This is a genomic window from Anabaena sp. PCC 7108, assembly GCF_000332135.1.
Lineage (GTDB): Bacteria > Cyanobacteriota > Cyanobacteriia > Cyanobacteriales > Nostocaceae > Anabaena.
This window is the reverse complement of the sequence record NZ_KB235896.1, coordinates 3,516,985-3,543,626: the sequence shown is the minus strand read 5'-3', so window position 1 is coordinate 3,543,626 and position 26,642 is coordinate 3,516,985. Positions and strand designations below refer to the sequence as shown.

27 protein-coding genes are annotated in these 26,642 nt (G+C 38.5%); 16 read left to right on the top strand and 11 right to left on the bottom strand.

The features are described 5' to 3' along the window. From ANA7108_RS27530 to ANA7108_RS0116695, 8 genes are all read left to right on the top strand, one after another. Positions 1 to 504 (top strand): IS200/IS605 family accessory protein TnpB-related protein (locus ANA7108_RS27530; protein ID WP_016951954.1); only part of this gene is annotated, 504 nt, incomplete at its 5' end. A gap of 251 nt (positions 505 to 755) precedes the next feature. Then, positions 756 to 2,012: a VWA domain-containing protein gene (locus ANA7108_RS0116725; protein WP_016951953.1), complete on the top strand. Its 1,257-nt coding sequence runs from the start codon at positions 756 to 758 to the stop codon at positions 2,010 to 2,012. Further along, the gene (locus tag ANA7108_RS0116720; protein ID WP_016951952.1) at positions 2,009 to 3,289 is read left to right on the top strand and encodes a VWA domain-containing protein; all 1,281 of its coding nucleotides are present in this window, start codon (positions 2,009 to 2,011) and stop codon (positions 3,287 to 3,289) included. Before ANA7108_RS0116725 ends, ANA7108_RS0116720 begins: the two co-directional genes overlap by 4 nt. A gap of 352 nt (positions 3,290 to 3,641) precedes the next feature. Further along, on the top strand, positions 3,642 to 4,034 hold the full coding sequence (locus ANA7108_RS0116715; RefSeq protein ID WP_016951951.1) for a VOC family protein: 393 nt from the start codon (positions 3,642 to 3,644) through the stop codon (positions 4,032 to 4,034). Beyond that, entirely contained in the window at positions 4,015 to 4,497 is a 483-nt protein-coding gene (locus ANA7108_RS0116710; protein ID WP_016951950.1) for a GNAT family N-acetyltransferase, read from the top strand. The genes ANA7108_RS0116715 and ANA7108_RS0116710 overlap by 20 nt, the downstream gene beginning before the upstream one ends. Positions 4,498 to 4,804: 307 nt before the next feature. Further along, positions 4,805 to 8,113 (top strand): Eco57I restriction-modification methylase domain-containing protein, encoded by a 3,309-nt coding sequence (locus ANA7108_RS0116705; protein ID WP_016951949.1) that lies wholly within the window; start codon positions 4,805 to 4,807, stop codon positions 8,111 to 8,113. A 186-nt stretch (positions 8,114 to 8,299) separates the two neighbouring features. After that, entirely contained in the window at positions 8,300 to 8,611 is a 312-nt protein-coding gene (locus ANA7108_RS0116700) for a type II toxin-antitoxin system Phd/YefM family antitoxin (protein WP_016951948.1), read from the top strand. After that, entirely contained in the window at positions 8,608 to 8,931 is a 324-nt protein-coding gene (locus ANA7108_RS0116695) for a type II toxin-antitoxin system RelE/ParE family toxin (protein ID WP_016951947.1), read from the top strand. The genes ANA7108_RS0116700 and ANA7108_RS0116695 overlap by 4 nt, the downstream gene beginning before the upstream one ends. 200 nt (positions 8,932 to 9,131) lie before the next feature. On the opposite strand, the gene ANA7108_RS0116690 is transcribed toward ANA7108_RS0116695, so the two are convergent. The 3 genes from ANA7108_RS0116690 to ANA7108_RS0116680 all read right to left on the bottom strand — a co-directional run bounded on the left by ANA7108_RS0116690 (position 9,132) and on the right by ANA7108_RS0116680 (position 11,694). Further along, entirely contained in the window at positions 9,132 to 9,947 is an 816-nt protein-coding gene (locus ANA7108_RS0116690) for a DUF1838 domain-containing protein (RefSeq protein WP_016951946.1), read from the bottom strand. Continuing rightward, complete coding sequence (locus tag ANA7108_RS0116685; protein WP_016951945.1) at positions 9,922 to 11,115, bottom strand: AbrB family transcriptional regulator; 1,194 nt, start codon at positions 11,113 to 11,115, stop codon at positions 9,922 to 9,924. The genes ANA7108_RS0116690 and ANA7108_RS0116685 overlap by 26 nt, the downstream gene beginning before the upstream one ends. A gap of 84 nt (positions 11,116 to 11,199) precedes the next feature. Next, entirely contained in the window at positions 11,200 to 11,694 is a 495-nt protein-coding gene (locus ANA7108_RS0116680) for a hypothetical protein (RefSeq protein ID WP_016951944.1), read from the bottom strand. 319 nt (positions 11,695 to 12,013) lie between these two features. Here ANA7108_RS0116680 and ANA7108_RS0116675 point away from each other — a divergent pair, with 319 nt between their 5' ends. From ANA7108_RS0116675 to ANA7108_RS0116665, 3 genes are read left to right on the top strand one after another with little or no spacing between them, the layout of a single operon-like run. Then, entirely contained in the window at positions 12,014 to 12,904 is an 891-nt protein-coding gene (locus ANA7108_RS0116675; protein WP_016951943.1) for a YihY/virulence factor BrkB family protein, read from the top strand. 59 nt (positions 12,905 to 12,963) lie between these two features. Next, positions 12,964 to 13,467 (top strand): DUF4112 domain-containing protein, encoded by a 504-nt coding sequence (locus tag ANA7108_RS0116670; protein WP_026104243.1) that lies wholly within the window; start codon positions 12,964 to 12,966, stop codon positions 13,465 to 13,467. 19 nt (positions 13,468 to 13,486) lie between these two features. Then, entirely contained in the window at positions 13,487 to 14,422 is a 936-nt protein-coding gene (locus tag ANA7108_RS0116665; RefSeq protein ID WP_016951941.1) for an alpha/beta fold hydrolase, read from the top strand. Between the two features lie 457 nt (positions 14,423 to 14,879). Here the strand turns inward: ANA7108_RS0116665 and ANA7108_RS0116660 are convergent, their stop codons facing one another. Beyond that, on the bottom strand, positions 14,880 to 15,245 hold the full coding sequence (locus tag ANA7108_RS0116660; protein ID WP_237741521.1) for a hypothetical protein: 366 nt from the start codon (positions 15,243 to 15,245) through the stop codon (positions 14,880 to 14,882). 409 nt (positions 15,246 to 15,654) lie between these two features. On the opposite strand from ANA7108_RS0116660, the gene ANA7108_RS0116655 reads away from it, so the two are divergent. Both ANA7108_RS0116655 and ANA7108_RS0116650 read left to right on the top strand, forming a co-directional pair. After that, the gene (locus ANA7108_RS0116655; protein ID WP_016951939.1) at positions 15,655 to 16,518 is read left to right on the top strand and encodes a M23 family metallopeptidase; all 864 of its coding nucleotides are present in this window, start codon (positions 15,655 to 15,657) and stop codon (positions 16,516 to 16,518) included. A gap of 216 nt (positions 16,519 to 16,734) precedes the next feature. Further along, the gene (locus ANA7108_RS0116650; RefSeq protein ID WP_016951938.1) at positions 16,735 to 17,310 is read left to right on the top strand and encodes a peptidoglycan-binding protein; all 576 of its coding nucleotides are present in this window, start codon (positions 16,735 to 16,737) and stop codon (positions 17,308 to 17,310) included. Positions 17,311 to 17,376: 66 nt separating this feature from the next. On the opposite strand, the gene wecB is transcribed toward ANA7108_RS0116650, so the two are convergent. After that, positions 17,377 to 18,495: a non-hydrolyzing UDP-N-acetylglucosamine 2-epimerase gene (gene wecB / locus ANA7108_RS0116645; protein ID WP_016951937.1), complete on the bottom strand. Its 1,119-nt coding sequence runs from the start codon at positions 18,493 to 18,495 to the stop codon at positions 17,377 to 17,379. A gap of 117 nt (positions 18,496 to 18,612) precedes the next feature. Next, entirely contained in the window at positions 18,613 to 18,984 is a 372-nt protein-coding gene (locus ANA7108_RS0116640; protein ID WP_016951936.1) for a hypothetical protein, read from the bottom strand. 725 nt (positions 18,985 to 19,709) lie between these two features. On the opposite strand from ANA7108_RS0116640, the gene ANA7108_RS0116635 reads away from it, so the two are divergent. Further along, positions 19,710 to 20,996 carry a type IV pilus twitching motility protein PilT gene (locus ANA7108_RS0116635; RefSeq protein WP_016951935.1) on the top strand — a complete coding sequence of 429 codons (1,287 nt, stop codon included), beginning with the start codon at positions 19,710 to 19,712 and terminating at the stop codon, positions 20,994 to 20,996. Between the two features lie 269 nt (positions 20,997 to 21,265). Further along, positions 21,266 to 22,033: a circadian clock KaiB family protein gene (locus ANA7108_RS0116630; protein ID WP_016951934.1), complete on the top strand. Its 768-nt coding sequence runs from the start codon at positions 21,266 to 21,268 to the stop codon at positions 22,031 to 22,033. A 21-nt stretch (positions 22,034 to 22,054) separates the two neighbouring features. On the opposite strand, the gene ANA7108_RS27520 is transcribed toward ANA7108_RS0116630, so the two are convergent. Further along, positions 22,055 to 22,243, bottom strand: a complete 189-nt coding sequence (locus ANA7108_RS27520; protein WP_016951933.1) for a hypothetical protein — start codon at positions 22,241 to 22,243, stop codon at positions 22,055 to 22,057. A 22-nt stretch (positions 22,244 to 22,265) separates the two neighbouring features. On the opposite strand from ANA7108_RS27520, the gene ANA7108_RS0116620 reads away from it, so the two are divergent. Continuing rightward, a complete protein-coding gene (locus ANA7108_RS0116620) occupies positions 22,266 to 23,018 on the top strand; it encodes an MBL fold metallo-hydrolase (protein ID WP_026104241.1) in 753 nt (250 codons plus the stop codon). Between the two features lie 111 nt (positions 23,019 to 23,129). Here ANA7108_RS0116620 and ANA7108_RS0116615 read toward each other — a convergent pair whose 3' ends face one another. The 4 genes from ANA7108_RS0116615 to ANA7108_RS0116600 form a co-directional block, all read right to left on the bottom strand. Further along, positions 23,130 to 24,131: a hypothetical protein gene (locus ANA7108_RS0116615; protein WP_016951931.1), complete on the bottom strand. Its 1,002-nt coding sequence runs from the start codon at positions 24,129 to 24,131 to the stop codon at positions 23,130 to 23,132. Between the two features lie 10 nt (positions 24,132 to 24,141). Next, positions 24,142 to 24,387 carry a hypothetical protein gene (locus tag ANA7108_RS30975; protein ID WP_084776940.1) on the bottom strand — a complete coding sequence of 82 codons (246 nt, stop codon included), beginning with the start codon at positions 24,385 to 24,387 and terminating at the stop codon, positions 24,142 to 24,144. Between the two features lie 539 nt (positions 24,388 to 24,926). After that, positions 24,927 to 25,421, bottom strand: a complete 495-nt coding sequence (locus ANA7108_RS0116605) for an Hsp20/alpha crystallin family protein (protein ID WP_016951929.1) — start codon at positions 25,419 to 25,421, stop codon at positions 24,927 to 24,929. Positions 25,422 to 25,804: 383 nt separating this feature from the next. Continuing rightward, positions 25,805 to 26,554, bottom strand: a complete 750-nt coding sequence (locus tag ANA7108_RS0116600; RefSeq protein ID WP_016951928.1) for a thioesterase II family protein — start codon at positions 26,552 to 26,554, stop codon at positions 25,805 to 25,807. Between the last annotated feature and the right edge of the window lie 88 nt (positions 26,555 to 26,642).

Here is a 26,642-nt window from a genome sequence, read left to right as displayed (position 1 = left end):
AGACCAGAAGCTTATTGGGATAATTGGTTAGACCGTGTGACCCGTAAACGTAACCATCAAATGCGTGATGGGATTAATAAAGCCGCAAAACTAATTGTTGACCATTGCTTAAAATATGGCATTGGTACGTTAGTAATTGGCTGGAATGAGGGTTTTAAATTTAATGCCAACATGGGGAGAATTAACAATCAAAAGTTTGTCCAAATTCCTTTAGGTAAACTTAAGGATAGGTTAAAACAACTCTGTGATTTACACGGTATTAGATTTCAAGAAACCGAAGAAGCATATACATCAAAAGCTAGTTTTCTCGATGGAGACTCCCTACCTAAGTTCGGTGACAAACCAGACGGGTGGAAAGCATCTGGAAGGCGTGTTCAGCGTGGTTTGTATAAGTTAGGTAATGGTTCAATCGTGAATGCCGATTTGAACGGAGCCGCTAACATTTTAAGTACTAGGACAGAATTAATTACACAATGTCATTGCGAATGGAACGCAGTGGAATGACGCAATCGCAAGGGCTGGGATTGCTTCGCTTCGCTCGCAATGACTGTAAATATTTTTGTCCAATTACTTACGAAAAGTAGCCAGCAATTTAGGCATAGACCTAAGCTTACTGGGTAGACGGTGTTTGACGACCGTAGCGAGAATTAACCTTTGGGTACTACCTAAGTTTACTCTGTCCGCAGAATCTCAGCGGCTTTAGCCCTGAGAGTGTCAAAAATAGATATAGATATCTTTGATAGGAAACTTGGCTTATGAAGGTTAATTTGCAACCTACTCTGAATGATGCTAGTGTGGACGCTCATCAACCAAGCAGTCAACGCCAGTTAGCAATTTCGATTTCTGCAATTGGGGAAACTCTGGATCGGACTGTACCATTAAATTTATGCTTAATTCTCGATCATAGCGGTTCAATGAAGGGGCGATCGCTCGAAACTGTGAAAAAAGCTGCTAATCTCTTGGTTGATCGACTCAGTTCTGAAGATCGCCTAAGTATTGTTATTTTTGATCACCGTGCTAATGTTTTAGTCCCAAATCAGGTAATTTCAGACCGAAACCAGATCAAACAGCAAATTAACCGTCTCACGGCTGATGGTGGAACAGCGATTGATGAAGGTTTGCGTTTGGGAATTGAGGAATTAGCCAAAGGGAAAAAAGAAACTATTTCCCAGGCTTTTTTGTTAACTGATGGGGAAAATGAACATGGTGATAACGATCGCTGTTTGAAATTCGCCCAATTAGCAGCCAGCTATAATTTGACCTTAAACACATTGGGTTTTGGTGACAATTGGAATCAAGATATTTTAGAAAAAATAGCTGATGCTGGTCTGGGGAATTTGTCTCATATCGAACAACCAGATCAAGCTATGGATAAATTCGGTCGCTTGTTCAGTCGGATGCAAACAGTGGGATTGACTAATGCTTATCTAGTATTTTCACTGATGCCAAATGTGCGTTTAGCCGAACTGAAACCAGTTGCCCAAGTTGCCCCAGATACCATCGAGTTACCAGTGCAACCAGATGCTGATGGTCGGTTGGTAGTGCGATTGGGAGATTTGATGAAAGATGTAGAGCGGGTGATTTTGGCTAATATTTATTTGGGACAGTTGCCAGAAGGTAAACAGGCGATCGCTAATGTGCAAGTCCGCTACGATGACCCCGCCCTTAACCAAACCGGATTATTCTCCCTAAATATGCCAGTTTATGCCAATGTTAACCAGCTTTACCAACCAACTGTCAATCCCCAAGTCCAACAGTCGATTTTAGCTTTGGCCAAGTATCGCCAAACCCAATTAGCCGAAGCCAAATTACAACAGGGTGATCGGGCTGGGGCGGCGACAATGCTGCAAACAGCGGCAAAAACTGCTTTGCAAATGGGAGATCAAAGTGCGGCTACGGTATTGCAAACCAATGCCACGCGCTTACAAGCCGGGCAAGAATTATCCGAAAGCGATCGCAAAAAAACCAGAATTGTCTCAAAAACCGTGTTGCAGGATGCCCCTCCTAAATGAAAGTTGAATTACTGTCGGCACTAAATGATACCAATGTTGATGCCGCTCAATCGAGTAACCAACGTCAACTAGCTATTTCTATTTCGTCCCTTGCCAATGAGCTTGACCAAAGTTTACCGCTGAATTTATGCCTGATGCTGGATAAAAGTGGTTCCATGCATGGGGAACCGATGAAAACTGTGATTCAGGCAGTAGAACAATTATTGGCTCAACTTAATCCTGGCGATCGCATCTCCATTGTCGCTTTTGCGGGGACTGCTGAGGTGATTATCCCTAACCAAATCGTTACAGACCCCGAAACCATCAAATCTCAGTTACACAAAAAACTGAAAGCTGGTGGTGGCACAGTCATTGCTGAAGGGTTATCTCTGGGAATTACAGAATTACTCAAAGGCACAAAAGGTGCTGTTTCTCAGGCATTTTTGCTCACAGATGGGCGTGGTGATCATGGGTTAAAAATTTGGAAATGGGAAATTGGCCACAATGACCACAAACGCTGTCTAGAACTTGCCCAAAAAGCCACTAGAGTTAACTTAACAATCAACACCTTCGGCTTTGGTAATGACTGGAATCAGGATTTGCTGGAAAAAATTGCTGATGCAGGTGGTGGTACTCTCGCTTATATTGAGCGTCCAGAACAAGCTGTAGACCAATTTAGCCGCTTGTTTAGGCGCATTCAGTCTGTGGGGCTAACCAATGCCCACTTGTTGCTGTCTCTAGTACCAGGTGTGCGACTAGCAGAACTAAAACCCATCGCCCAAGTCGCCCCAGAAACCATTGAGTTACCAGTCGATATAGAACCAAATGGTAGCTTCATTGTTCGCTTGGGAGATTTAATGAAGGATGTAGAACGGGTAGTTTTAGCAAATATTTATCTGGGACAGTTACCAGAAGGAGAACAAGTAATTGGACATATCCAAATCCGCTATGATGACCCCGCTGAAAACAAAGAGGGTTTATTTTCCCCGCTCTTAGCAATATATGCCAATGTGACTAAGACTTACCAACCTACAGTAAATCCCCAAGTCCAACAGTCAATTTTGGTATTAGCTAAGTATCGCCAAACTCAGGTAGCAGAGGCCAAATTGTCACAGGGCGATCGCGCTGGTGCGGTGACAATGCTGCAAACAGCTGCTAAAACTGCTTTGCAAATCGGCGATACAGGTGCAGCAACGGTGTTGCAAACTAACGCCACTCGCTTGCAAGCTGGTCAAGAACTAACGGAGAGCGATCGCAAAAAAACCAGGATTGTATCAAAGACTATTTTACGGGAATAATTAATTAGGGTGGGCTAAAAAGCCTACCCTTAAGAAGGTAAAAAATCAAGGGTTATGAATTTTATCTCTTGTAGGGTGCGTCAGACCCGATAATTGAGCATCTAACAGATTGTATCTATCTGACGCACCGCACTAATATGCTATTCCAAAAGCCTGAAACTAGGCAATTTTGTTCATACATATCATCTGAAGTTTGTACAGTGCGTAAGTCCTAAGCTTCTAATCTTCTCATTCCTAGAGCGAAACAAGCTATTAAAGGTGCTGAAAATGTAGTCCAGTTATTAGAGAAGTTGACCAGTAGCCAAAATCTATAGAAAATTTTATTAAAAAATAATTTTATCTTTTATTTGTCATGAAAATTTCCGATATTCATCATATTGCAATTATTTGTTCTGATTATGAAAAATCCAAACATTTTTATGTTGAAATTTTAGGATTTGAAATTATTCACGAAACATTCCGCAGTGAAAGAAATTCTTATAAATTAGATTTAAAAGTAGGAAATACCCAAATTGAGCTTTTTTCCTTTCCTAATCCTCCTCAAAGAGTTGGTTATCCTGAAGCCTGTGGTTTAAGACATTTAGCTTTTATAGTTGATGACATTGACGAAAGTGTTAATTATTTAAAATCTCATTATATCGAAGTTGAAAATATCAGAGTTGATGAAATTACAGGTAAAAAATTTACCTTCTTTAAAGACCCTGACAATTTACCTTTAGAACTTTATGAAATCAGCAGAATTTAATCTGACTATCAGAGAATATCGACCGTCCGATACTAAAATGATCATGAAATTGTTTTATGATACAGTTCATAAAATCAATATTCATGATTACAACCAAGAACAAGTTAATGCTTGGGCTGAAGAAACTATGGATTATGAATTTTGGCATAAAAGATTACAAACTAAATTACCTTATGTTGCGGAAAATAACGATGAAATAGTTGGATTTGGAGAATTAGATCCTGATGGACATATTGATTGTTTTTATTGTCACAGTCAATATCAAAGAAAGGGAATTGGTTCAAAACTTTTAAAGCACATAGAAAATATGGCTAAATCACAAGAAATTAAGCGACTATATGCAGAAGTTAGTATTACCGCAAAACCCTTTTTTCAAACTCATGGATTTACTATAGCTAAGGAACAACAAGTAGAACGTCGAGGTGTTTTATTTACAAACTATTTAATGGAAAAATACTTGTAACAACAGATTGGGAGATTAGGATAAGTAGCTTGGCGCAATTAAATATAAAACCTCGCTTCCATTCCTCTCACGCCAGTTGCTACAACGGGGGGAACCCCTACAAGGGGAGAGGCTTTGACTCCCACTTCCCTGTTAGGGAAGGGGGTTGGGGGGTTAGGTCTATTATGAATTTTTCTAGTTCTTACCGCTTGTGTAATCAAATCACCAATCTTTCAGAAAAATCGGGTATATATATTTGGACTTTTGAGCAAAATATGACAAAATTGATTAGAGAAACTACTAAAATAAAAAAATTATAATTATATTTATGAGTCAACAAATTTCTAAAGCTTTATTTCAGAAAAAGACGTTAAAAAATGCCTTGGTTAATTTTAAATTTCCTCCCGATTTAGAAGAACGTCACACAATTATTAAAAAATGGATTGAGGCTTTAAATTCAGGGACTCTTAACCAAGTAAAAGAGGTTTCTTTACATGGTGATTTCTTAAAAGATATATTTCAAGATGTTTTAGGTTATTGTTCAATTATTGCAGGTGGTGGGAAAGTTTGGGAAATTCACGCTGAACAAACTATTGCTGACGGTGGTGGTTCTGCTGATGCTGCTTTGGGATTTTTTACCGCCACAGAAAATAATAAAGGTAAGGTAAAATTACAGGGTAAAGTTGTTGCACCAATTGAATTAAAAGGGACAAAAGATGATTTAGATAGACCCGCACCAGGGAGAAAAGAATCCGCAGTTGATCAAGGTTGGCGTTATGCTAATTATACACCTGATTGTCATTGGATTATTATTTCTAATTATCGAGAATTGCGATTATATCACACTAATAAAACTCCGGCTTATTATGAAAAATTTTTATTAGTTGACTTGGCAAATTTAGAGGATTTTAAAAGATTTTATTTTCTGCTTTGTCGCCAAAGTTTTTTACCAGTTAAAGATGTATCTACAATTGATAGGTTATTAGCGACTTCTGAAGAAGCACAAGAAGACATTACTAAACGGCTTTATGAAGAATACAAGCAAGTTAGATTAAATATAGTTAGAGATTTTCGGTTTCGCTTTGGTAGTAAATTAGATATTCCTAACTCTGACCAAGTATTAATTGAGAAAGCACAAAAGACTTTAGATAGAATTTTATTTATTGCTTTTTGTGAGGATAGAGGATTATTACCAGAAAAGACAATTACTAAAGCCCATGATAGCAAAGATATTTATAATCCTCGGACAATTTGGGAAAATTATCAAGCTGTTTTTCGTTGGGTTGACCAAGGTAATGAAGATCCACCAATTCCTGGTTATAATGGTGGTTTATTTAAACATGATCCAATTTTAGATACACAATTAAATATTCCTGATTCTTTATGTACTCAACTTAAAGAACTGACGCGATTTGATTTTGATTCAGAAGTTTCTGTAGATATTTTAGGACGAATTTTTGAACAATCAATTACAGATTTAGAAGAATTAAAAGCTGATGTTGCTAAACAAGAATTTGATAAAAAACAAGGTAAACGTAAAAAGTTAGGTGTATTTTACACTCCTGCTTATATTACTCAATATATTGTCGAAGTTGCAATTGGTGGATATTTGCAAAAACGCGAAGATGAATTAAGAGAAAAGTTTAAATTAGAGGAATTTACAGATACATCACAACACCGAAAAAAAGAAATTGAATTTTGGGAAGGTTACAGAGATGAGGTATTAGTAAAAACGCGAGTTATTGACCCTGCTTGCGGTTCTGGTGCATTTTTAATTGCAGCTTTTGATTATTTTGCAAGTCAGTATCAACGAGTTAATGATAATTTGCGATTCCTGAAACATCAATCTACAGAAAATATTGAATTAGATAAAACTATTCTCAGTAATAATCTATTTGGAGTTGATTTATCTCCAGAGTCGGTAGAAATTACTAAGTTATCTTTGTGGTTAAAAACTGCAACTCAGGGAAAAACTTTAACTTATTTGGATGATAATATTAAAATCGGTAATTCTATTGTTGCTGATTTCCAATTTACAGATTTACCTTTTATTTGGGAAAGTGAATTTCCTCAAGTATTTGCTGAAGGTGGTTTTGATGTCGTAATTGGAAATCCTCCTTATATTCGTCAGGAGTTGTTATCACCATTTAAACCTTATTTACAGGAAAATTATCAAACTTATGATGGTGTTGCAGATATTTATATTTATTTCTATGAGAAAGGTTTAAATCTTCTCAAACCAGAAGGAATTCTTTCTTATATTGTGACTAATAAATGGTTGCGTTCTGGATATGGTGAACCTTTGCGACGGTTTTTTTCTCAGTCAAGTGTGTTTGAACAAATTATTGATTTTGGACACGCACCTATTTTTGAAGACGCTGATACTTTTCCCTGTATTATCGCAGCGAGGAAATCTGAGGTTTCAAATACAGAGAATGGGAATAAATCGGTTTTAATTTGTTCTGTTCCGCGTGAGGAGTTGAAAAATATTAACCTCTCTCAATATGTGCAGAATCAAGAAAACAGTTACACTATTCCTTGGTCACGTTTTACTGCTAATGCTTGGAGTTTAGAAGCACCTGCGGTTGAGGAGTTAATGCGGAAAATTCAACGGGTAGGAATTCCGTTAAAGGAGTTTGCTGGGGTTAAACCTTATTATGGAATAAAAACAGGTTTTAATGAAGCGTTTTTAATAGATGATGCTACTAAGAAAAAGTTGGTTCAAGCTGACCCAAAATGTGCGGAAATAATTAAACCTTATTTAAGAGGACAGGATATTAAAAGATGGTGTCCTCAATGGGATAATTTATGGATGATTTTTGTAAAATGGGATTGTCCTATTAATAATTATCCATCTATTTTGTCTTGGTTAGAACAACATAGAAAAAATCTGGAACTTCGTCCAGAAGTCAAGCAAGGAAGATTTCCCTGGTACGCATTAAGTCGCTATGCTTCAGATTATTGGTATTTGTTTGAACAACCAAAAATTATCTATCAAGTTATTCAAACTTTTCCACTTTATGCACTTGATAATTCTGGAGTATTTGGAAATGATAAAACTTTTATTTTTCCTAGTCAAGATTTATTTATTTTAGCTTTGCTTAATTCCCCTATTATTTGGTGGTATAGTCAGCGCGTTTTTACAAAAATGCTTTCTGACGCTATTAGTCCAATGGGATATTTATTTGAAAATCTTCCTATTGCAAAACCCACAGCAGAAATACGCGCAGAAGTAGAAGCAATTGTCACGCGGTTAATTGAAATTACCAAACTCAACGGACAAGTTTATAAAGATGTTCTCGACTGGTTGCAAATAGAATACAAAATTGAGAAACTGGGAAATAAATTAGAAGATTTCGCAACTTTGGAATTTTCAGCTTTTGCAGACGAAGTTAGAAAAAGAATGCCAAAATCAAAGACTGCTAAAAAAGCTTCAGATCCTTTAAGTGTACCAGCTTTTACAGCTTTACGTAAAGCACATAATGATTATGTTCCCGAAATTAAAAGTCGGAAAAACGAAGCTTTAAAATTAGAACATCGTCTTTCTGATTTGGTTAATCAAGCTTATCAACTCACACCTGAAGAAATTGATTTAATGTGGAAAACTGCACCACCAAGAATGCCGATTTCTAGATAGTCTGAATCAGGATTTCCAGGATTTAAGGATTTACAGGATTAAGGAAGTGGAGATAAAGGATTTAATATCTTCCTTATTTTCTCTGTACTAATAGTTTTGGATTTTCGTTTCTCAAATAAATCCACTCAAAGCAATTACTAAAATTTAATTGACAGAGACAGTCAATCATAGCTAACATCTAATTAAATGCTAATTCAACTTGTAATCATGATCAATATTGCTAAAGATATACATTCCCTCACGGAATTTAAGCGTAATACCACTGAATTTCTACAACGGATTAAGCAAACAAAACACCCCTTAGTTCTCACTGTCAACGGAAAAGCCGAGTTAGTTGTTCAAGATGTAGAATCTTATCAAGAACTATTAGATGCTGCTGAGTTAGTAGAAACCTTAAAAGGTATTAAACTTGGACTAGAACAAATGCAGCGAGGTGAAGGGAAAAAAGCCGATGATTTCTTTAATGAATTGTTTAATAAATTAGACAATTCCCAATGAATGAGAAATATCAAATCGTCATCCAACCAGAAGCACAAAAAGCTATAGAAGAGGCTTATTTCTGGTTTAGTAATATTTCTCCTTATAAGGCTAGAGTATGGATAGAGGGATTGTATAAATCTATATTATCCCTAGAAAAAATTCCTTATCGCTGTTCTCTATCATTTGAAAATGAGTTTTTTGAACAAGAACTTCGACAACTTATATATGGTAAAGGAAAAACCGCCTATCGGATTATTTTTACAATTGTTGATGATAATGTTCAGATTATTTTTGTGAGACACGCTGCTCAAAAACCGATGATAGATGAATCTGAATAAATGTTGGTTTGCATTGTTTCTTAGGATTAACAACACTTTTAACAATGTTGGGTTTCCTTACGTCAACCCAACCTACATGATCCACAAATAATAAAGTCACAATAAGAGATTTTTACGTTAGGTAATTGAGTATTTTTTTTGAAAATCCCTAAAACACAAGACAATTTTACATTGTGAATTTTGATTTCCGCACAGTGGTACTAACTTTCTTCTGGTTCGGGTAAGGGAAATATTTCCCCAGCTAAATAAGCGGGAAAATGCTTTTGGAAATACAACAAAGAAGTGATGTTTTCCCCGTCCATAAAGGCTTTCGGGGCTTGCTTATACAAAGGAACGCGAGTATTAATTTCAGCTTGGAGAAGTGGGGGTAATTCTGTGAAACTGCCAACTTTACTGCCTGTAGAACTATAAATAAGATAACCGGGGCGATCGCCCATTTTCATCCAAGGCAACCATTGACCAATTTTATCCCAACTTAGATTCAGTTCCGTGACAGTGTTCAATTCTGAGTTGACTAAATCTGCACTAGGAACTGTGATTTTAAACATTTCCGCAGATTGATAAATTGGTGAAGAACAATATTCAGCGAATTTGGGATCTTCTGCTAAAGGATTGGGATAATTGGGAAAGATATCAAAGACGAAGGTACTATTTTCGCCATCAACTTGCAGAGGAACTTTACCGCTAAACTTGCTTTGCACTGGACTATTAGCGACGTGTATTACTGACACAGTTTCCCCTGTCCAAGGGTTTTCCCATTTTCGCAAAATCTCTTCTGTGTCTGGGTTTAGGTAGTAAGTTAATTCTCTAGAAATAAAATCCCAACGACCTTCGAGAGTGAGAATACACCGACTCACACTCATGCCCACAATTTTAAACAATAGTTGTCGTTTTTCCCCAGGCACAAAACTATAGATTTTACCTGTCCAAATCAGGAAAGTAGATTCATTGGAATCTAGTGAAGAACGAGTTTTTACCCATTGTTGGACATCAACTTCTTGAATGTGGGATACCATGTGCTGTCTGCTCCATAAAACTGTCAAAACGGCGAAACAAAAACAACCATAGAGGTAAAGAACTGTTAATTGCAATCAATCGGACTATATGCCCAGTTGTGACAATTTCGACGTGATGATTTAAAGTCAGGGCGACGAGAATCATTTCTGCTGATCCTCCTGGTGCTGTCACTAGCAGACAAGTCAACCAGTCCCAATTAGTTAATTTCATTGCTAGTATAGCAGCGATCGCACCCACAATTAGAGTCATAGCTACGGAAACCAAGGCATAGCCTAGAGTCTGTTTTTCAAAGTTGGGTTGATCTCCCCAATATTCGCCAATAGTAATTCCCAGCAGCATTTGTCCGACTAATTTAATTAAAATTGGTGGATTAAAGTCAATATCACCCATAAAAGGCAATATATCTAATAAGGGATTAATAGCAATACCAATTAACAGCGCCCCAAAAAAATCCCCAGCAGGAATTCTGCCTAATTTAACTAAATAAACCAATAATGCTGTAATTGCCAGGATTAATAACAGTAATCCTATTTGTACTGGATCAAAACTGATTAAAGCTAATTTTGCGGGCAATATCGGTAAATTCCAGGAATTACCTACGGATGTTTTGGCAATAAAGGGAATGATAACAACCACGGCTGTAACACGAATTGCCTGAACTAATGCGACTAAACTCACATTGCGATTATAATCAGCTGCGATCGCTGACATCACTCCCACACCTCCAGGAACTGTGGCCAGCATTGCCGTTAAAATGTTGGTTTTACTAAGACGAGAATAAAAATAGCCAATACCCATACTGCACAGCAGCATGAAAAAAGTTAGAAACACAAAAATTGGCAAGCCAGCAGCTAAACTAACTAGATGATTTGGTGCATTGGCTGCACCAACAGTTAAACCGACAAGTGCCATTCCTACCTTTCTCGCAGTCCGGTTTGGTTTAGGTGTATATTCGCACAGAACTCGATATCCCTGACATACGAACACACCAGCCACAATTCCTCCAAATATCCAAGCAATTCCCCCAATTTGTAACTTTGCTAATAGGAAACCCAAAGGCAATGCTAACAATAGTTCTCCAGCCACAATGGTGAGTGGATTTATCAATAGCTTTTGTTTAGTAACTGATTTCTTCTGAGTGGAAGCAGCACTGCTGTTTTGATTCATTACAATATTTAAAAACTAGATTTTATTTGTGCTACTATCACTAAAGTTGATAAAAAGTCAAAATAGCCCAACGGCACAGACTAATCATAAATCTTTTCCATCTACACCTTGCTTTATATCTGCTGCTCGCATTTTTGCCAAACTATCAATAGCATCACCCAAAGCGGTTGTCAGACTTTTACGAGTTTGGGTATGGTTATCTTGCTCAATTTTCAAAGCTTGTAACAAGCGATCGCGTTCTTTAGTCAGAAATATAAGTTTGGCTTTTACTTCTTCCACAGATTTTAATTGTGTGATTTCTGGTTCAATACTTGTGTTGGTAGTCTCAGAGGATTGGAGATTGTCCATACCTTGGAGTTTCAGCAGTTCAGCCTTTATAGATGCTATTACTTGTTGATACATTTTAGCATCAGCACGGCGTTGTTCTGATTCTGTATTATATAACTGTCGCCATTTTTGGGAACTTTCCCAAGCCTGATCACGTTTTTGCTGAAGTTCCGTCATCTGCTGCTTCAAGGCTTGAATTTCAGCCAACCATTGTTGTGTTAAACGGGCAGCTTTATCAATATTTTCAGTCATTACTTTAGTTATATGTAAGTAAGCGAAAAGAAATCAAACTATGTTTAATTACCAAATATTGCAGTTATAGCACTGTCACCTGCCATAAATCGTAATCAGGGACTTAAACCTCTTGATCTCCTATTGGCGATACAAAGTAGGGCTGAAAACCTGACTACAAACTTTTTATTATTTACGTTACCCTACTTAGTTATAAATTATTCTGTAAACTAGAATCACTCAGGAAGCCACCACTGGTAACTCTACCAGAAAACTGCTGCTTCAATACTTGCATTAATTTCTACTTCTTTAACCAGGTGCAACTCGTAAGTAAATATATATGCCCAAACCTTATTTTGTCAGCTTTTTTCATCACCTCACTTGGCGGACACTGAAAAAAACCTTTGCCAGAACTATCGAAAGAAAACTTTTGGGACTGGCCTCAGAAATTGCCTTTAATGCTATGTTATCGCTGTTTCCAGCAATTCTTGCCCTACTCACAGCCATTGGGTTAATGGCAGAATCCTTACAAAACACATTTCTTCAACTAGCGCTGCGACTGAGTCAAATTGTACCTCAAGAAGCTTGGATTTTAATTAGTGATTTTGCTACCAACGAAATTGCCAATTCTAAAAATAGTGGTTTGTTTTCTCTAAGTTTTCTACTCGCTATTTGGACAGCTTCTGGTGCAGTCAGTACTGCTATGACAACTTTCGATCAAATCCAGCAAGTTAGCCCAGAAAATACCCGTCCCTTTTGGAAAGCTAAACTCATTTCTCTAGGATTAACATTTGGGACAATTTTACTATTAATTTTAGCCTCATTTCTCGTCTTCACCAGTGATTTAATCTTAGGAATCATAGTGAGTGGCAATGCTGCTTTGGTATTCTTATTACATATATGGCAACTGCTACTCTGGCCTTTAGCCTTGGTAATTGTTGCCTCTACCTTTAGCTTAGTCTATCGTTATGGTTCTAGCGTCTGGAAACAGGGTATACCACTCATGCCAGGGGCTGTATTAGCCGCTATATTCTGGGCAATTCTTTCTGCTTTATTTCGCCTTTACGTCACCAATTTTGGCAATTACAATAAAGTCTATGGTGCAGTAGGAACTTTCATAGTCTTAATGCTGTGGTTGTGGATGAGTGCTTTTGTTTTCCTGATTGGATACCAGTTGAATATCATTGTCGGTGAAGATATAAAATCTGAAAAATCACTGAAAAAGTGCTGAGTAAAAAAATTGGTTGCTGCTACTTTATTGACAAACCACAAATTACTAATTACCAAAAAATGTCTAATTATCCTCATCGACCGGCAATTGAATCTGATGGTTATGCACCTACATTAAAGCGTCTAAATCAAATTAGTAGATTATTAGATAATGCTATCACCATTCCCGGCACTCAGGTAGGGATTGGGTTAGATCCAATTCTGGGATTAATACCTATTGGTGGTGATGTTTTGGGATTGATGCTTTCTGTCTACATTATTATCGAATCGGCTCGGTTAGGAGTATCTAAAGCCAGTTTGAGCCGAATGGTTGTCAATATCATTATCGATGCCTTAATAGGTGCGATACCCATGTTAGGAGACTTTTTTGATTTCGCCTGGACTGCCAACAATTATAATATTAAGTTATTAGAAGATTATTTGAATTCTCCTGGGGAAAAAAAGAAAGCTGATCAGGGTTTTATCATCGCCCTCTTCGCAGGATTATTTCTGCTTACTATTGTCTTAATTGCATTACCTGTTATATTAATAAGAATGTTATGGAACGCCTTAACTAGCAGTTAAATTAGTTATTAATTACGCAATGCAAGATTGGTGGCAAGTTAATTTTCCTAAAGGGCGGCAAAATCTGATTATTCCTGATGCCAATGGCTACCCTATAAAAATAGCCTACGGCGAAAAAGGTACAGGTAAACCGCTGATTCTATTACACGGTTTAGGTAGTTGGAGTTATAATTGGCGGCACAGTATCAAGCCATTATCTGAATATTTTCGGGTGATTTGTTTTGATGCTAAAGGCTATGGCTTCTCAGAAAAACCTCTATCACGTCGAGAAGAAAACGGTCATCAAGTAATTGAACTCAAGCGAATTATTCAAGCTTTATGTGATGAACCGCCTATCATTGTCGCCGAGTCCTTAGGTGCATTAGTTGCTGTAGCATTAGCTGAAAAATATCCTCAATTAATCGGGCGTTTAGTAGTAATTAACACGCCTATATTTGCCGAACGTTTACCCAATTGGATGATGGGAATACTTGCCAAAATACCATTAGAAATAATACATACTATAGACTCTCTCCGTCTCACATATTGGTTTGCACCTATAGTTAGAGAAATGATGGCTATAGAAAGACGTAAGGTGTTATTTGATCCGACAATTCTCTCAGAAGAAGATATTTATTGGATCACTTACCCGTTGATTGAAATTCCGGGAACCTTAGTAAAGGTTACAGAAGAGTTACAAATAGCAATCAAGGAAATTGAGAATTTCCAAACTAAAAAACCAAATCTACTCACTAACATTCAAAATAATCTTAGTACTATTGAATGTCCTACGCTAGTTTTATGGGGTGATCAAGATAGTTGGTTTCCTGTAAGTCATGGTAAAAAATTGCATCAACATATTCCTAATTCGCGCTTACAAATTTTACATAATTGTGATCATGATGCCTCAACTGGTTCGGCTGATGTGGTAAACGCAGCAATTTTAGAATTTTTAAAAGATACTAATTACCAATAAAAGAAGAGTAGGAGAAGGCATATCAAGCGCCTTTAATCTCCTACTCTGCATTTGCTGCTGCGGCGTTCAAGAATATTTATAGACACTGCCTCTTATTTAGGGGGGCTAAGTTGTAAGTCAAAGACAACGTCTATACGCCGTTAATATTCCTGTTGCAGCAAATGTAAAACCTGATTATTATTGTTTTAATGAAAAACTAGATAAATAAAATTGGTAGTAAATTGCTTTTTATGTCCTTAATCAAGACTTTTAAAAAAGCTTTATTGAGACTAAGTTTGCAATTTAGTAGCTCCTGATAACAAAACTCTTTAGTCGTTTATCTTTCATTAATTTAACTGGGTGACTCACAGATTGGTTGCCAAGTTGGCAGTTTTTTATTATTTATTTGTGATGACAACCTTCAAAGTGCTTACAACACTGACTGATTATCAAACCTAGAGTTTCCCTAGACTTTTATTCAAATCCGTTGTGGAAGTTTGAGTAAGCGAAAAATAATCCAACAACCCGCAGCACAAGTTAGAGCGATCGCTAATATTAACCATACTGGTGTAGCATTGCTAGAATCAGAGGTAATGGTAATTGGTTGTTTAACGACTAAAGCCGGGGGTTGTTCTGGTTGTTTCTGAGACACATTTTCAACATCACTCAGTTCGTAATAGCTAAAAGTTGCAACTCCTAGAGGAATTGTCCACAACCCAGCAAACAAAATCCACGGATACCTGACCAACAGACTTTGAGGCTGAGATGTCCCTTTTACCTTCTCTAGCTTGGTTTCTCTGGCTTTGCTTGGCTGCTGCTTGACACTTTTACTATCGTTCATCATTCATTTCAGATTTGCATCCTCTAGGGCATGATTATATAGCAACAGACAGGGTGGTTAGGACACCAACTGATGATAAAACCTAGACACCAAAAGACTTTTCAGGCTGTCACCTCCTATACTAGGATACACAAGTAGGTTGGGTTGAGGAACGAAACCCAACACTCGTAAGCATTTGTTGGGTTGCGCTATCGCTTAACCCAACCTACAAAAACTCTTAACCGAACAGTATTGTGTCACCTGTCACCTCCTATACTAGGATACACAAATATGAGTAGCAGTAACCCAATGCCTACTATCAGATAATTCGTAATTCATCATAACGGCTGTGTATATTCATCTATCTGTAACAATTTTCCTGATGTCAGATAAATAATGCTGAAACAGCAAATAAAGAATCCAAAAATTTTTTATGAAAAAAAATCCTCTTTCTCGGTTCTGTACTTATACCTTGATTGGGCTAATATCTTTAACATCTGTTTTAAGTACAACTACCTCTGCGTTACCTCAGACAATCAAAGCTTCCCTAGTGAAGCCAATTCCCATATTTAGTAATAACTTAATCTGGCCAACTCAAGGAATTATTTCTCAAGGTTTCCGCAAATATCAACATGAAGGAATCGACATTGCAGGTGCTATTGGTACTCCCATTGTCGCTGCTGCATCTGGTACAGTTGTCAAAGCAGGTTGGGATGATTGGGGATTAGGTAATGTAATTGAGATTAAACATCCTAACGGGAGTTTAACAGTCTATGGTCACAATCGACGTTTGTTAGTCAGCAAAGGTCAACAAGTCAATCAAGGTCAAATAATTGCCGAAATGGGATCTACAGGTAATAGTACAGCCCCTCATCTGCATTTTGAATTTTATCAAAATAGTCGTTTAGCTGTTGACCCTCTGCACCTATTAACTGTCTCCATTGCCTCTAAAACGCCATTAGAACCACCAGTTTCACCTTCACAACCAACTCCTGTCAAAATTAATCCCGTCAATTTTGAGACTGAATGTGCTGGAACTACGGTTATAACAGGGGAAACAGCAAAGATTCGTGTCCAAGTCTGTGAAGAAAACGGTCAATTATTTTACATTGGACAATTAAAACAAGATATAAGTAAACCTGTCAAGATAGCTGCACGGAACGTTGGTAAAAACCAATATCAAGCAGATAACGGTACTTTCTCATATTTAATTAGTCCAGAGAAAGTAGAAGTGTGGCGCTACGGGAATCAGATTCGCTCTGATAATTTTAATACTTCTCAGCGCTTAGGGAATTAAGGCTGTTGATCATTTTAGTAATTTATCATTTCAGCAAAAACACCTTATGTGACAGTTCAAAGGCCGGAATATGGTATCAAAATTTCTGCTAATTAAAGAGTATAAAATACATCTAGATTAAATCTAGAGAAAAACAAGTTAACTGTCTGTAATATCCCAACTATTCACATCAAGGAGCAGGGAATCATGGAATATATGGCTTATTCGCATATGTATATGGCTAATGAAGAGACTCCCGTTAAGGTTGAATTAAATCTTCCTACTTTACCAGTCATAAATTGGCAAAAACTGTGTAAATCTTCAGCTTGGTTGGCTTTTGCAGGTCTAACAGTCTTCCTTGTTGCTGTCTCCCAAGTTCAAGAAGCTTCCGCAGATTATGTGAGAACTAATGGTAGTTGTTTATATATCCGTAGGGGTGCTAGTGGCGGTAACTCTTCCGTAGCTTGTGTTCCTAATGGCACAAATATTGGGAATACAGGAAATGTGAGTAACGGTTATGCACAAATTACTTCAGGACGTTACCAAGGATATTATGTGGCGGAAAGATGGATTGGGATGAATCCAGGGACATCTCCCAATCGTCCTAGTCCTGGTGTTGGGGGTCGAATTTTATTGGGACAGGGAGCCAGAGGTGAGCGCGTCAGAGTGGTGCAAAGAGCTTTAGGAATAAGAGTTGATGGTGTTTACGGATCAAATACTGCTCAACAAGTCCGCAATTTCCAAAGAAGAAATGGTTTGCTTGTAGATGGTATTGTGGGACCTGCAACTCGTAGTGCTTTGGGTATTAGTTAGAGGGAAGAGGTGAAAGGTGATAGAAAATAGGGAAGCAAAGTTTTTCCAATCACCAGTCACCAATCATCAATCACCAGTTCTCAAATAATTCTTCACAATTTCTAAAATGCGTTCTGCTGCATGACCATCCCCAAAGGGGTTAATAGCATTAGCCATGGCTGTGTATGCTTCTGGTTTACTAAGTAACTCACTTGCAGCAGCAACAATACTTTCAGTTTGGGTTCCCACTAATTTGGCTGTACCTGCGGTGACTGCTTCTGGTCTTTCTGTGGTGTCTCTGAGAACCAAAACGGGTTTACCTAAACTGGGTGCTTCTTCTTGTAAACCACCGGAGTCAGTTAGTAATAGGTGCGATCGCTCTATTGCTCCTACTAATTGACCATAATCTAATGGTTCTGTCAAGAATATGCGCGGATGATTACCTAACAACTGCTGCAATGGTTCTCTCACTGTGGGATTGCGGTGTAAGGGTAATAATAAGGCTGTATCTGGAAATTTAGCTAAAATCTCTAACAATGCTTGTGCGATCGCTTGTAGAGGTTCTCCCCAGTTCTCCCGGCGATGCACTGTTACCAGTATAGTCCTATATTCATGCCAATTTAAACCCGGAATATCACAAGCTGGTTTACTTCTCGCCACATTTAACAACGCATCAATCACGGTATTACCCGTCAAGTGAATTTTTCCCAACACACCAGAAGCTTGCAAATTTTTGACGGCGAGGGAGGTAGGAGCAAAATGTAATTGGGTGATTTGGGAAATTAACCTTCTATTAGCTTCTTCGGGATAAGGATTAAATAAGTCATCAGTTCTTAACCCTGCTTCCACATGACCCACAGGAATTTTTTGATAAAATGCTGCCAACGCAGCCGCAAAAGCTGTGGTCGTATCTCCCTGGACTATAACTAAATCTAGTTTTTGTTCTATAAATAATGCTTCTAAACCTTGTAAACTCCGACAGGTAATATCATTTAGAGATTGTTGAGGCTGCATAATCTCTAAATTACAATCTGCCTTTAAGTTGAACAACTGCATCACCTGTTCAACCATTTCTCGATGTTGTCCCGTCAGAATTACCTGCAATTCCAAATCTGGACAACTTTGAAAAACCTGAATTACTGGTGCTAGTTTAATCGCTTCAGGACGAGTACCTAAAATAATGCCAACTCGGTTTTGATTAGTCATGAGTTATTGGTTATTAGTCATTAGACAACTGATAACTGATAACCGACAAAAAACCAACATGAAAAAACCCGGCTTTACCGGGCAGATGCACTGTTTGTCGAACTTAAGTATTGATAATTACTTGAGTTCACAAGTTAAGGGACAAGCTGCATAAACAGTGGTCTGCGCTTGGTCGGCTTCACCATGCAACCAGCTTAACCATTTAATTTCTTTAGGGTGAACACCTTTAGCAGTCAGCACACCAGCCACAACTAACACTGCCATAACATTGAACATAATTAAACCACCTGCAACCAGTAGAACTGCACTAACAGGCATTACAGATTGCAACACAATCGACAACAAACATCCGACCGTGGCCATCACTACAACTAATGGAAAACCTACAACCAGCAGACATACTGCCAATGTAAAAGTCCAAATCAAAAAGCTTTTAATCATCAACAAGGAGTAGGTTTTTCCTAGATCAGAGCTTTGAGCCAAAACCATGACTTTTTCTCCCAAATATACGGCAAAGTTTATTTTTAGGCATTTCTCGCTGTTTGCGAGCTAACTGAATTAACTTCAGTGAAATCCAGTATATAGAACCCTTCTAGGAAAATGAGCATTTATTTACTAAACTTTACAGTTAGTTTTTTGTAATTATGAATGTTTAGTCCCACTCAAGTTTGAGAAATCAGAATTCTTTTGGTATATGTCTTGAGGTATATACCTTCTTGACCATGAGAGCAAACCCTTGATTCTTAGAACCTAACTTCCAGGCAGCTTAACATTTCTTATAAAAACTAGGATGATCTCTCATAATTCTCAGATAGAGCTGAAAATTTATCTGTTCTTGATGAAGGTGAAAAACTGTATCTATAATCTGGAGAAAATTTCCCATTTAAACTCTTAAAATCAGCTAAATTTTAGATAAAGTGTGATTAAGTACAACCAATTTACCAAGTATTTACGGAATAATACGGAAGATTAACCTGTGTAAAACAAGGTTATATTGAGTAAAGAATTTGTACAAAATTGATAAATATTGGAATTAAAAATGGGAATTAAACGCAAAAAACTACACAGGGAGGTTGAGAAAATAACCAGAAAATAAAATGTCTAATTTTACAGAATTAAAACCATTTTTTGCTCTGGAAGTCCCTAAATTCCGGCATCTATCCATAGTCAATCGATCATTGATGTAATTTTTACCTGTCCAATTTGAAAATATTATGACAGAATCAAAACCTCGCAATCTACCACCAGTACCCCCACCCCCACCATTACCAACGTCTTCTGCACAGCATCAACCGACAAAAACGATGCAAATATCAGCAGAAAGAATGAATAATCCTACTGGACTTAACAATCCCCTGCCACCGAGTATGCCTGCTGCCTCCCAACGTCCAGCTGCACCACCACCAATGCCTATGGCTATGGCTACTCCCAAAAAGCCACCGGGGATGTCCTTAGCACAGCTAATTAAAGAAGCTTTTGATCAGGGATTTTCTGATGTTCACTTAGGTGTTGGGGAAATACCCCGTTTCCGTAATCGAGGAGAAATTGAAACCACCAATTATCCACAAACCGATAAAGAAACTTTTATGGGTTGGTTACGGGAGATTATGAGCGATGGAGAAATTCAGAGGTTTCAAGACAATTTAGAATTTGACGGTGCGACTCAGTACGAATTTGCCCGTGTACGGATTAATATTTTTGACACCCTCAGAGGCTATGCCATGGTGCTGCGGTTAATTCCGCTCAAAATCTTGTCCATGGATCAATTGAGATTACCGCCAGTTTTTCGGGATATTTGCCATTATCACAAAGGGTTGATTTTGGTGACAGGTCCGACTGGTTCAGGTAAATCTACGACAATGGCAGCAATGGTGGACTACATCAACAGAGAGATGCCTAAGCACATTATTACCATTGAAGACCCAATTGAATTTGTCCACCAAAGCCGCAAGTCCTTAGTCAAGCAGCGGGAAGTGGGAATGCACACCCGAAAGTTTGACAACGCCCTCAAAGCAGCTTTACGGGAAGACCCAGATTTGATTCTGGTGGGGGAAATGCGAGATAAAGAAACAGTCAACACTGCCCTAAAAGCGGCTCAAACTGGTCACTTAGTGATGGGAACCCTGCACACTAATAGTGCCGTGAAAACTATTGAACGGATTCTGAATCTCTATTCAGGTGAAGAACAGGATGCAATGCGGGTGGCAATTTCTGAGTCTTTAGTGTCCGTGATTGCCCAAGGTTTGTGTCGCACAACTGATGGTAAACGGGCAGCCTTCCACGATGTCCTGATTAACACCGAAGCTGTGAAAGAATGGATTAAAGATGGTAAATATGATGAAATTGGCGAATTGATGAAGCAAGCCGGCTTTGATGGCATGGTGACTATGAATCAGTCATTACTCAATTTGTATCAAGAAGGTCGGATTACTGAAGAAACTGCCTTGGAAATGTCACCAACTCCCAATGAAATGGCACAATTTCTCCGAGGACGTGTTTAATGGTGATTGGTGATTGGTGATTGGTGATTGGTGATTGGTGATTGGAGAAAAACCAATACCCAATCCCCGTCTCTCCCTCCCCGTCCCCGCGTCCCCGCGTCTCCCCGTCTCTCCCTCCCCGTCCCCGCGTCCCCGCGTCTCCCCGTCTCTCCCTCCCCGTCTCCGCGTCTCCCCGTCTCTCCCTCCCCGTCCCCCCGTCCTCGCGTCCCCGCGTCTCTCCCTCCCCGTCCTCGCGTCCCCGCGTCTCTTCCTCCCCGTCTTCAGACACTGTGATCAAGTTAACTACAGATAAACTATCTAGACCCCAGTTGTTCAAAGGGATTGCTCTTTTTACACCTGGAGGCGATTTAATTTATTGCATTGACCCTAGTAAACAAGGTCGATGGCATTTGCATTTGTGTGCGGCTTTGCAAGAAATCCTAGATTTACCAGAGCCGCCGCATTTTTTAGTTCCTTGTTATACAGCGACCATTGATCACTGGCTTAATCCACACACGCAACAAGTACAAACCTTTGCGGAAGCTTATCCGGCTGTTATTCGCCACCAGACAGTGCTGAAAGCTATTTTTGGTATGGGGGAGCTAGTATGGCAAACAGCACCTTGGCAGGAAGGATCGTGCGATCGCATGGTGTTGGCAACTTATCGCTCCTCATTTCCCCAGCTTTGGGAAGACCATGACTTAATTGTGCGCTTAGACTTGGCTGATGTGACTCCACAATACCCACAAAGGGTAATAACAGCGCCACAGAAAACACCTAATACTCAAGGCTATGTCCTGCGGCTGTTTGTAGCTGGACACAGCGGAGCCACTGAACGCATTTTGGAACATTTACACGAATTACTAGAGCGATCGCTGGGATATCCTTATACTCTCAAAGTGATTGATGTTTTAACACATCCAGAACAAGCCGAAATCAATCAAGTTTCCGCAACTCCAACCCTAGTTAAGGTTTGGCCTCAACCAATTCGGCGAATTGTTGGCGATTTAGATAATGTAGACAAACTTTTACAGATGTTAGGCGCGAAAGAAAAATAGACAATAGCAATCAGCGGTTAGTTAGTAGGGGTTTAGCAATGCTAAACCCTTACTGTTTTTTCTCTGTCTCCCGTCTCCCCGTCCCCAATCCCCAATCCCCAATCCCCAATCCCCAATCCCCAATCCCCAATCCCCAATCCCCAATCCCCAATCCCCAATCCCCAATCCCCAATCCCCAATCCCCAAACAATTCATAATAACAATAGGCATTAATCTTACTACCTAGGTAGCTATGTACTTCACTTGGTTAGACAGCAATAGTTGGCTGATGGAAATTGGCGGACAACGAATACTCATTGACCCTTGGTTAGTTGGTTCTTTAACCTTCAATAATTTGGATTGGTTATTTAAAGGTTCTCGAATTCAAGAGAGGCTAATACCAGAAAATATTGACTTGATTCTGTTATCTCAGGGTTTAGAAGATCATGCTCATCCTCCCACCCTCAAGCAACTTGACCGGAATATTCAGGTTGTCGCTTCTCCTAATGCAGCCAAAGTAGTAAAACAGTTGGGTTACACCCAAATTATCACCCTGGCTCATGGTGAACATTTCACATTGAATAATCAAGTAGAAATTAAGGCTCTTCCTGGTTCTCCCATTGGTCCAACTATTTTAGAAAACGCTTATTTACTGAAAGAGTTGGCGAGTAATTTAACCCTCTATTACGAGCCGCATGGATATCATTCACCACAACTTCAGCAGCTTGCACCAGTTGATGTGGTGATTACTCCCATGATTGGCTTGGGTTTACCTGTCCTCGGTCCAATTATTAAGGGTATGAATAGTGCTTTAGAAGTAGCCAAGTGGTTGCAACCTCAACTCATGCTACCGACAGCAGCGGGAGGAGATGTGTTATTTGAGGGATTGTTAAACAAATTCATCCAAACTCAGGGAAGTATTGAGGAATTTCGAGCCTTATTACAGAAAAACAATTTGTCAACAAGGATAATGACACCTAACCCTGGTGAACAAGTCAGTTTTTAAATCTATCAAAAGGAGATGGGGAGATGGGGAGAGTATTTATCTTTCTTTGTCCTGCCCCCAGACTCCTACCCCATGCTTTTAAGAAATAGCACTGCCAATTTTCAAGATTATTCAGCGAGAAGTTTTCTGAAGAATCGTCTTGGCATCCCAAGTATAGAAACCAATTTGGTTAGGAACCCTGGAAAATCTTCCAGTCCGATGACCTCTAGATAATTCATTCAGTACTTTGTTTTTGACTTCTCTGAGTTGCTGAGAATCAATATCTCCATAAATTCCATTGACTATTTCATTAACGCTGAAAATTCGCCTAGGGTTTTGCTGCAAGAAAGAGGTGATAGCATCAATTAAAAATTGACCATCAAAAGCTTTGAGCATCGGTACTACTTCGCTTTTGGGTAAAATGAAAGATTTTTTCTTTCTAGTTTTGACACTTTGAGGGAAGCTATGGTGATGATTAGGAGCTAACAAACTTAAGACCAGCGTGTAACAACCAGGTTCATTGGGAATAGCTGACCAGTAACCCCTTTCTCTGCCTTGGGTGAGTGAAGACTGGACTCTACCTTTAACCACTCTAAAGATAGTTGGCTCCAAGTCACCATAAAGCGATCGCACAATGAAATCTATATGGCATACAGTTCCAGCATATTCATGCAATAGCTTTTTAAGTGCTTCCATCCGAGTTAGGGCTTGATATTGGGGCAGCATCGGCACTTCTGCCCTCTTGATGAAATGATCATCGTTTTCTGACGGGATACTTGACAGATGAGACTGTTCTTTCTCTGTCGTTGGAGGAGTTGAATAATCTATCTCTACTTGATCTAAATTGGCAAGTTCTGATTCTAGAGACTCCAAAAAATCTAAGTTAGAAGTATCATCTGATGACAGAAATAAGAAAGATCCTTCGGGATTAGCACTTTCAAGTTGTGAAAACTGTTCATTATCATCTGTATCAGACCAGTTAGACAACAAGGATTCCACATGATCAAGTTGAGATCGGGCTTCTATAAATAGCCGTTGGTACTCTTGTGCAAGACCAGCATAATAGTCTCGTAATTCCAACAATGGCGTGATAAATACGTCTGAAGGTGGTTGCAGTTGTTCTTTTGGGTTCATATAAGTTCAATCAATCTAGATTTATGTCGCTTTGATAAGACATGGGTCGAGGTTTCGCTTTTTTAGATTCTTGGGACGATCTTTTCGGCGCTTGGGGAGGGCGGCAAATTTCACAATATAAGGGTCGGGGTCCAAAAGTTTCGCGCTTAGTCGGCTGATTACATTCTTTACAGACGAAGTTGAAGACGCGAGTATGAATCTGTCTTTTGTGCGCTCTGACAGTGTATTCCCTAACATCAATAGTTTTGGTAGCCATAAATAAGAATTGCGAATTTCAGTCCTCTTAATATAGCTATTCAAGCAAATGAAACTACATCAGTGTGTGTTTTCCTGCAACTTTTCTTCAAATCATTAAAATAATGCCAAGCATAAGAAGCAAACTTTAATTGTCAATAATAAACAGCGAAGCAATCTCACCCCATGGGATTGTTCCGCTGTATTAAGTTTTCCTGACACTGAAAATTTATCTGAAAATTTATCTTTGATTAATTCTGGTTACTTGTGTTTCTCTGCCTACTGATAATCTGGATAACTTTTGTGTTTAAAGCATCCTCCATCTGGAGGAAATAGAAGGATAAACTTGTTAAGTCTTGGTAATTTATGATTCATCCCTTTTTTACTTATTTTTCGCAAAATTTAGTATCAATCACTTCATTTTGACTACTTCAGGGTTTACTACTTATATTGAAGGTTTAAGCTTGGGTATAAATTGCGCTAACGCCATGAGAAAAAACATCTCCAAACAAGAATGTAGAGACATTACAGAGAACGTCTCTACAATGGCTCTATGACCAATTAACTGAGATTAACTTTGAAAGCTTTTTGTTTTTCCGGTTCTGCTTTCGGCAAATTCAACCGCAGAATACCATCTTTATACTCAGCTTGTACTTGTTCATGCTGTACAAGGGAAGGCAATGGTATTACCCGTTGGAATTTACCATAACGGAATTCAGAACGAGTGTAACCTTCTCTTTCCTCTGTAGTTTCTGATTTCCTTTCACCAGTAATAGAAACAGCTTCAGGAGTTACTTCTACATTCACATCTTTCGCTTCCAGACCAGGTAATTCTAGTCTCAATTTAAAGGCATCATCAGTTTCTTCCAGTTCAGCAGAAGGAACAAATGTTATTCCTCCTCTTTCTCCTCCATCGGTTGGGATAATTCTTTCAAACAAGCGATTCATCCGACGCTGTAATGTATCCATTTCCCGAAGAGGGTCCCAGCGATCAAGTTCGCGAAATGGTTCTAGGCGTTCAATATCCCGGAGTGGGTCCCAACGAATAATAGCCATATCTATCTCCTATACAATCCTCTATGTGGCTTATGGAGGCTAAATTTCAAGCTTCATCGATGGCAAATAACAGTTATACTTTCTTAAAAATTTTCATGTCTGAAGCTCAATCTTTTGCTTCCTACTTAAACAATAACACTAGGAAATAAATTTAGTAGGTTCGGTTCTATAACCATAGAAATCGCAATAGCCGTACCTGTTAACTTTTTCATAATTTGTTACAATTTCAATTATTTAAAAAACAATAAATCCCCTTTTAGGTTAATTGTAAATATTTCTACTTTTATTCCACATATAGACTATTAAGTCCGCTGATAATGATAGCTATAAGTAATAATATTAACATCTATTTGAGGTATAATTAGGGATATACAAAAATATTCTCACTCTAACTTTTGAGATATAATTCTCAGTAATATCTTTTCATGCGAACGAATAAAAAAGTGATTCCCCTCCAGCATTTGTAAATCAAAAGTAGTATTAGTTTGCTCTTGCCATGCTTCTAGTTCATAATCAGTAAATTCTGGATCTTGTAACCCACCAAAAACACTAATAGGAAAATCAAAAGCTAGTTGATTTTGATAAGCATAAGTATTTAGAACCGTAAAATCAGCCCGGAGAATAGGGAGAAAAATTTGGATAATATCTTGATTTTGCATGACCTCATTAGGAGTACCATTATAATTAAGAATTTCTTGCCAAAACTCAGCATCTGGTAAGTTGTAAATGGGCGGTTTTGTGGGAGTAACTTGTGGTGCATTCCGAGCAGCAATAAACAGGTGTAATGGAGTTACATGATAATCTGAACGCAGTAACCTAGATAATTCAAAGCTGATAAGCCCACCCATACTATGACCAAAAATAGCAAAAGGTTTATCTAAATATGGTGTAATATTTTGGGCTATTTCCCTTACCAAAGGTTGCATTTTTGTGTAGGGAGATAAGTTCATTTGTCTTCCCCTTCCAGGAAGTTCTAGAGGACACACTTCAATAGTTGAGGGTAAATTATCAGGCCAGGTGCGAAATACTGTCGCACTACCTCCTGCGTGGGGTAAGCAGAATAAGCGTAATTTGGCTTGGGGGTTGGGTTGGGGACAAGTTACCCAGGAGTTAAATGTGGTTTTGGTTGTCATAATTGGGTATAATTGTGGATAATAATATTTAACTAGATTTTTTAGTTTTAGACATATTCACTGTCAGACAGTTAGTAGATATATTATC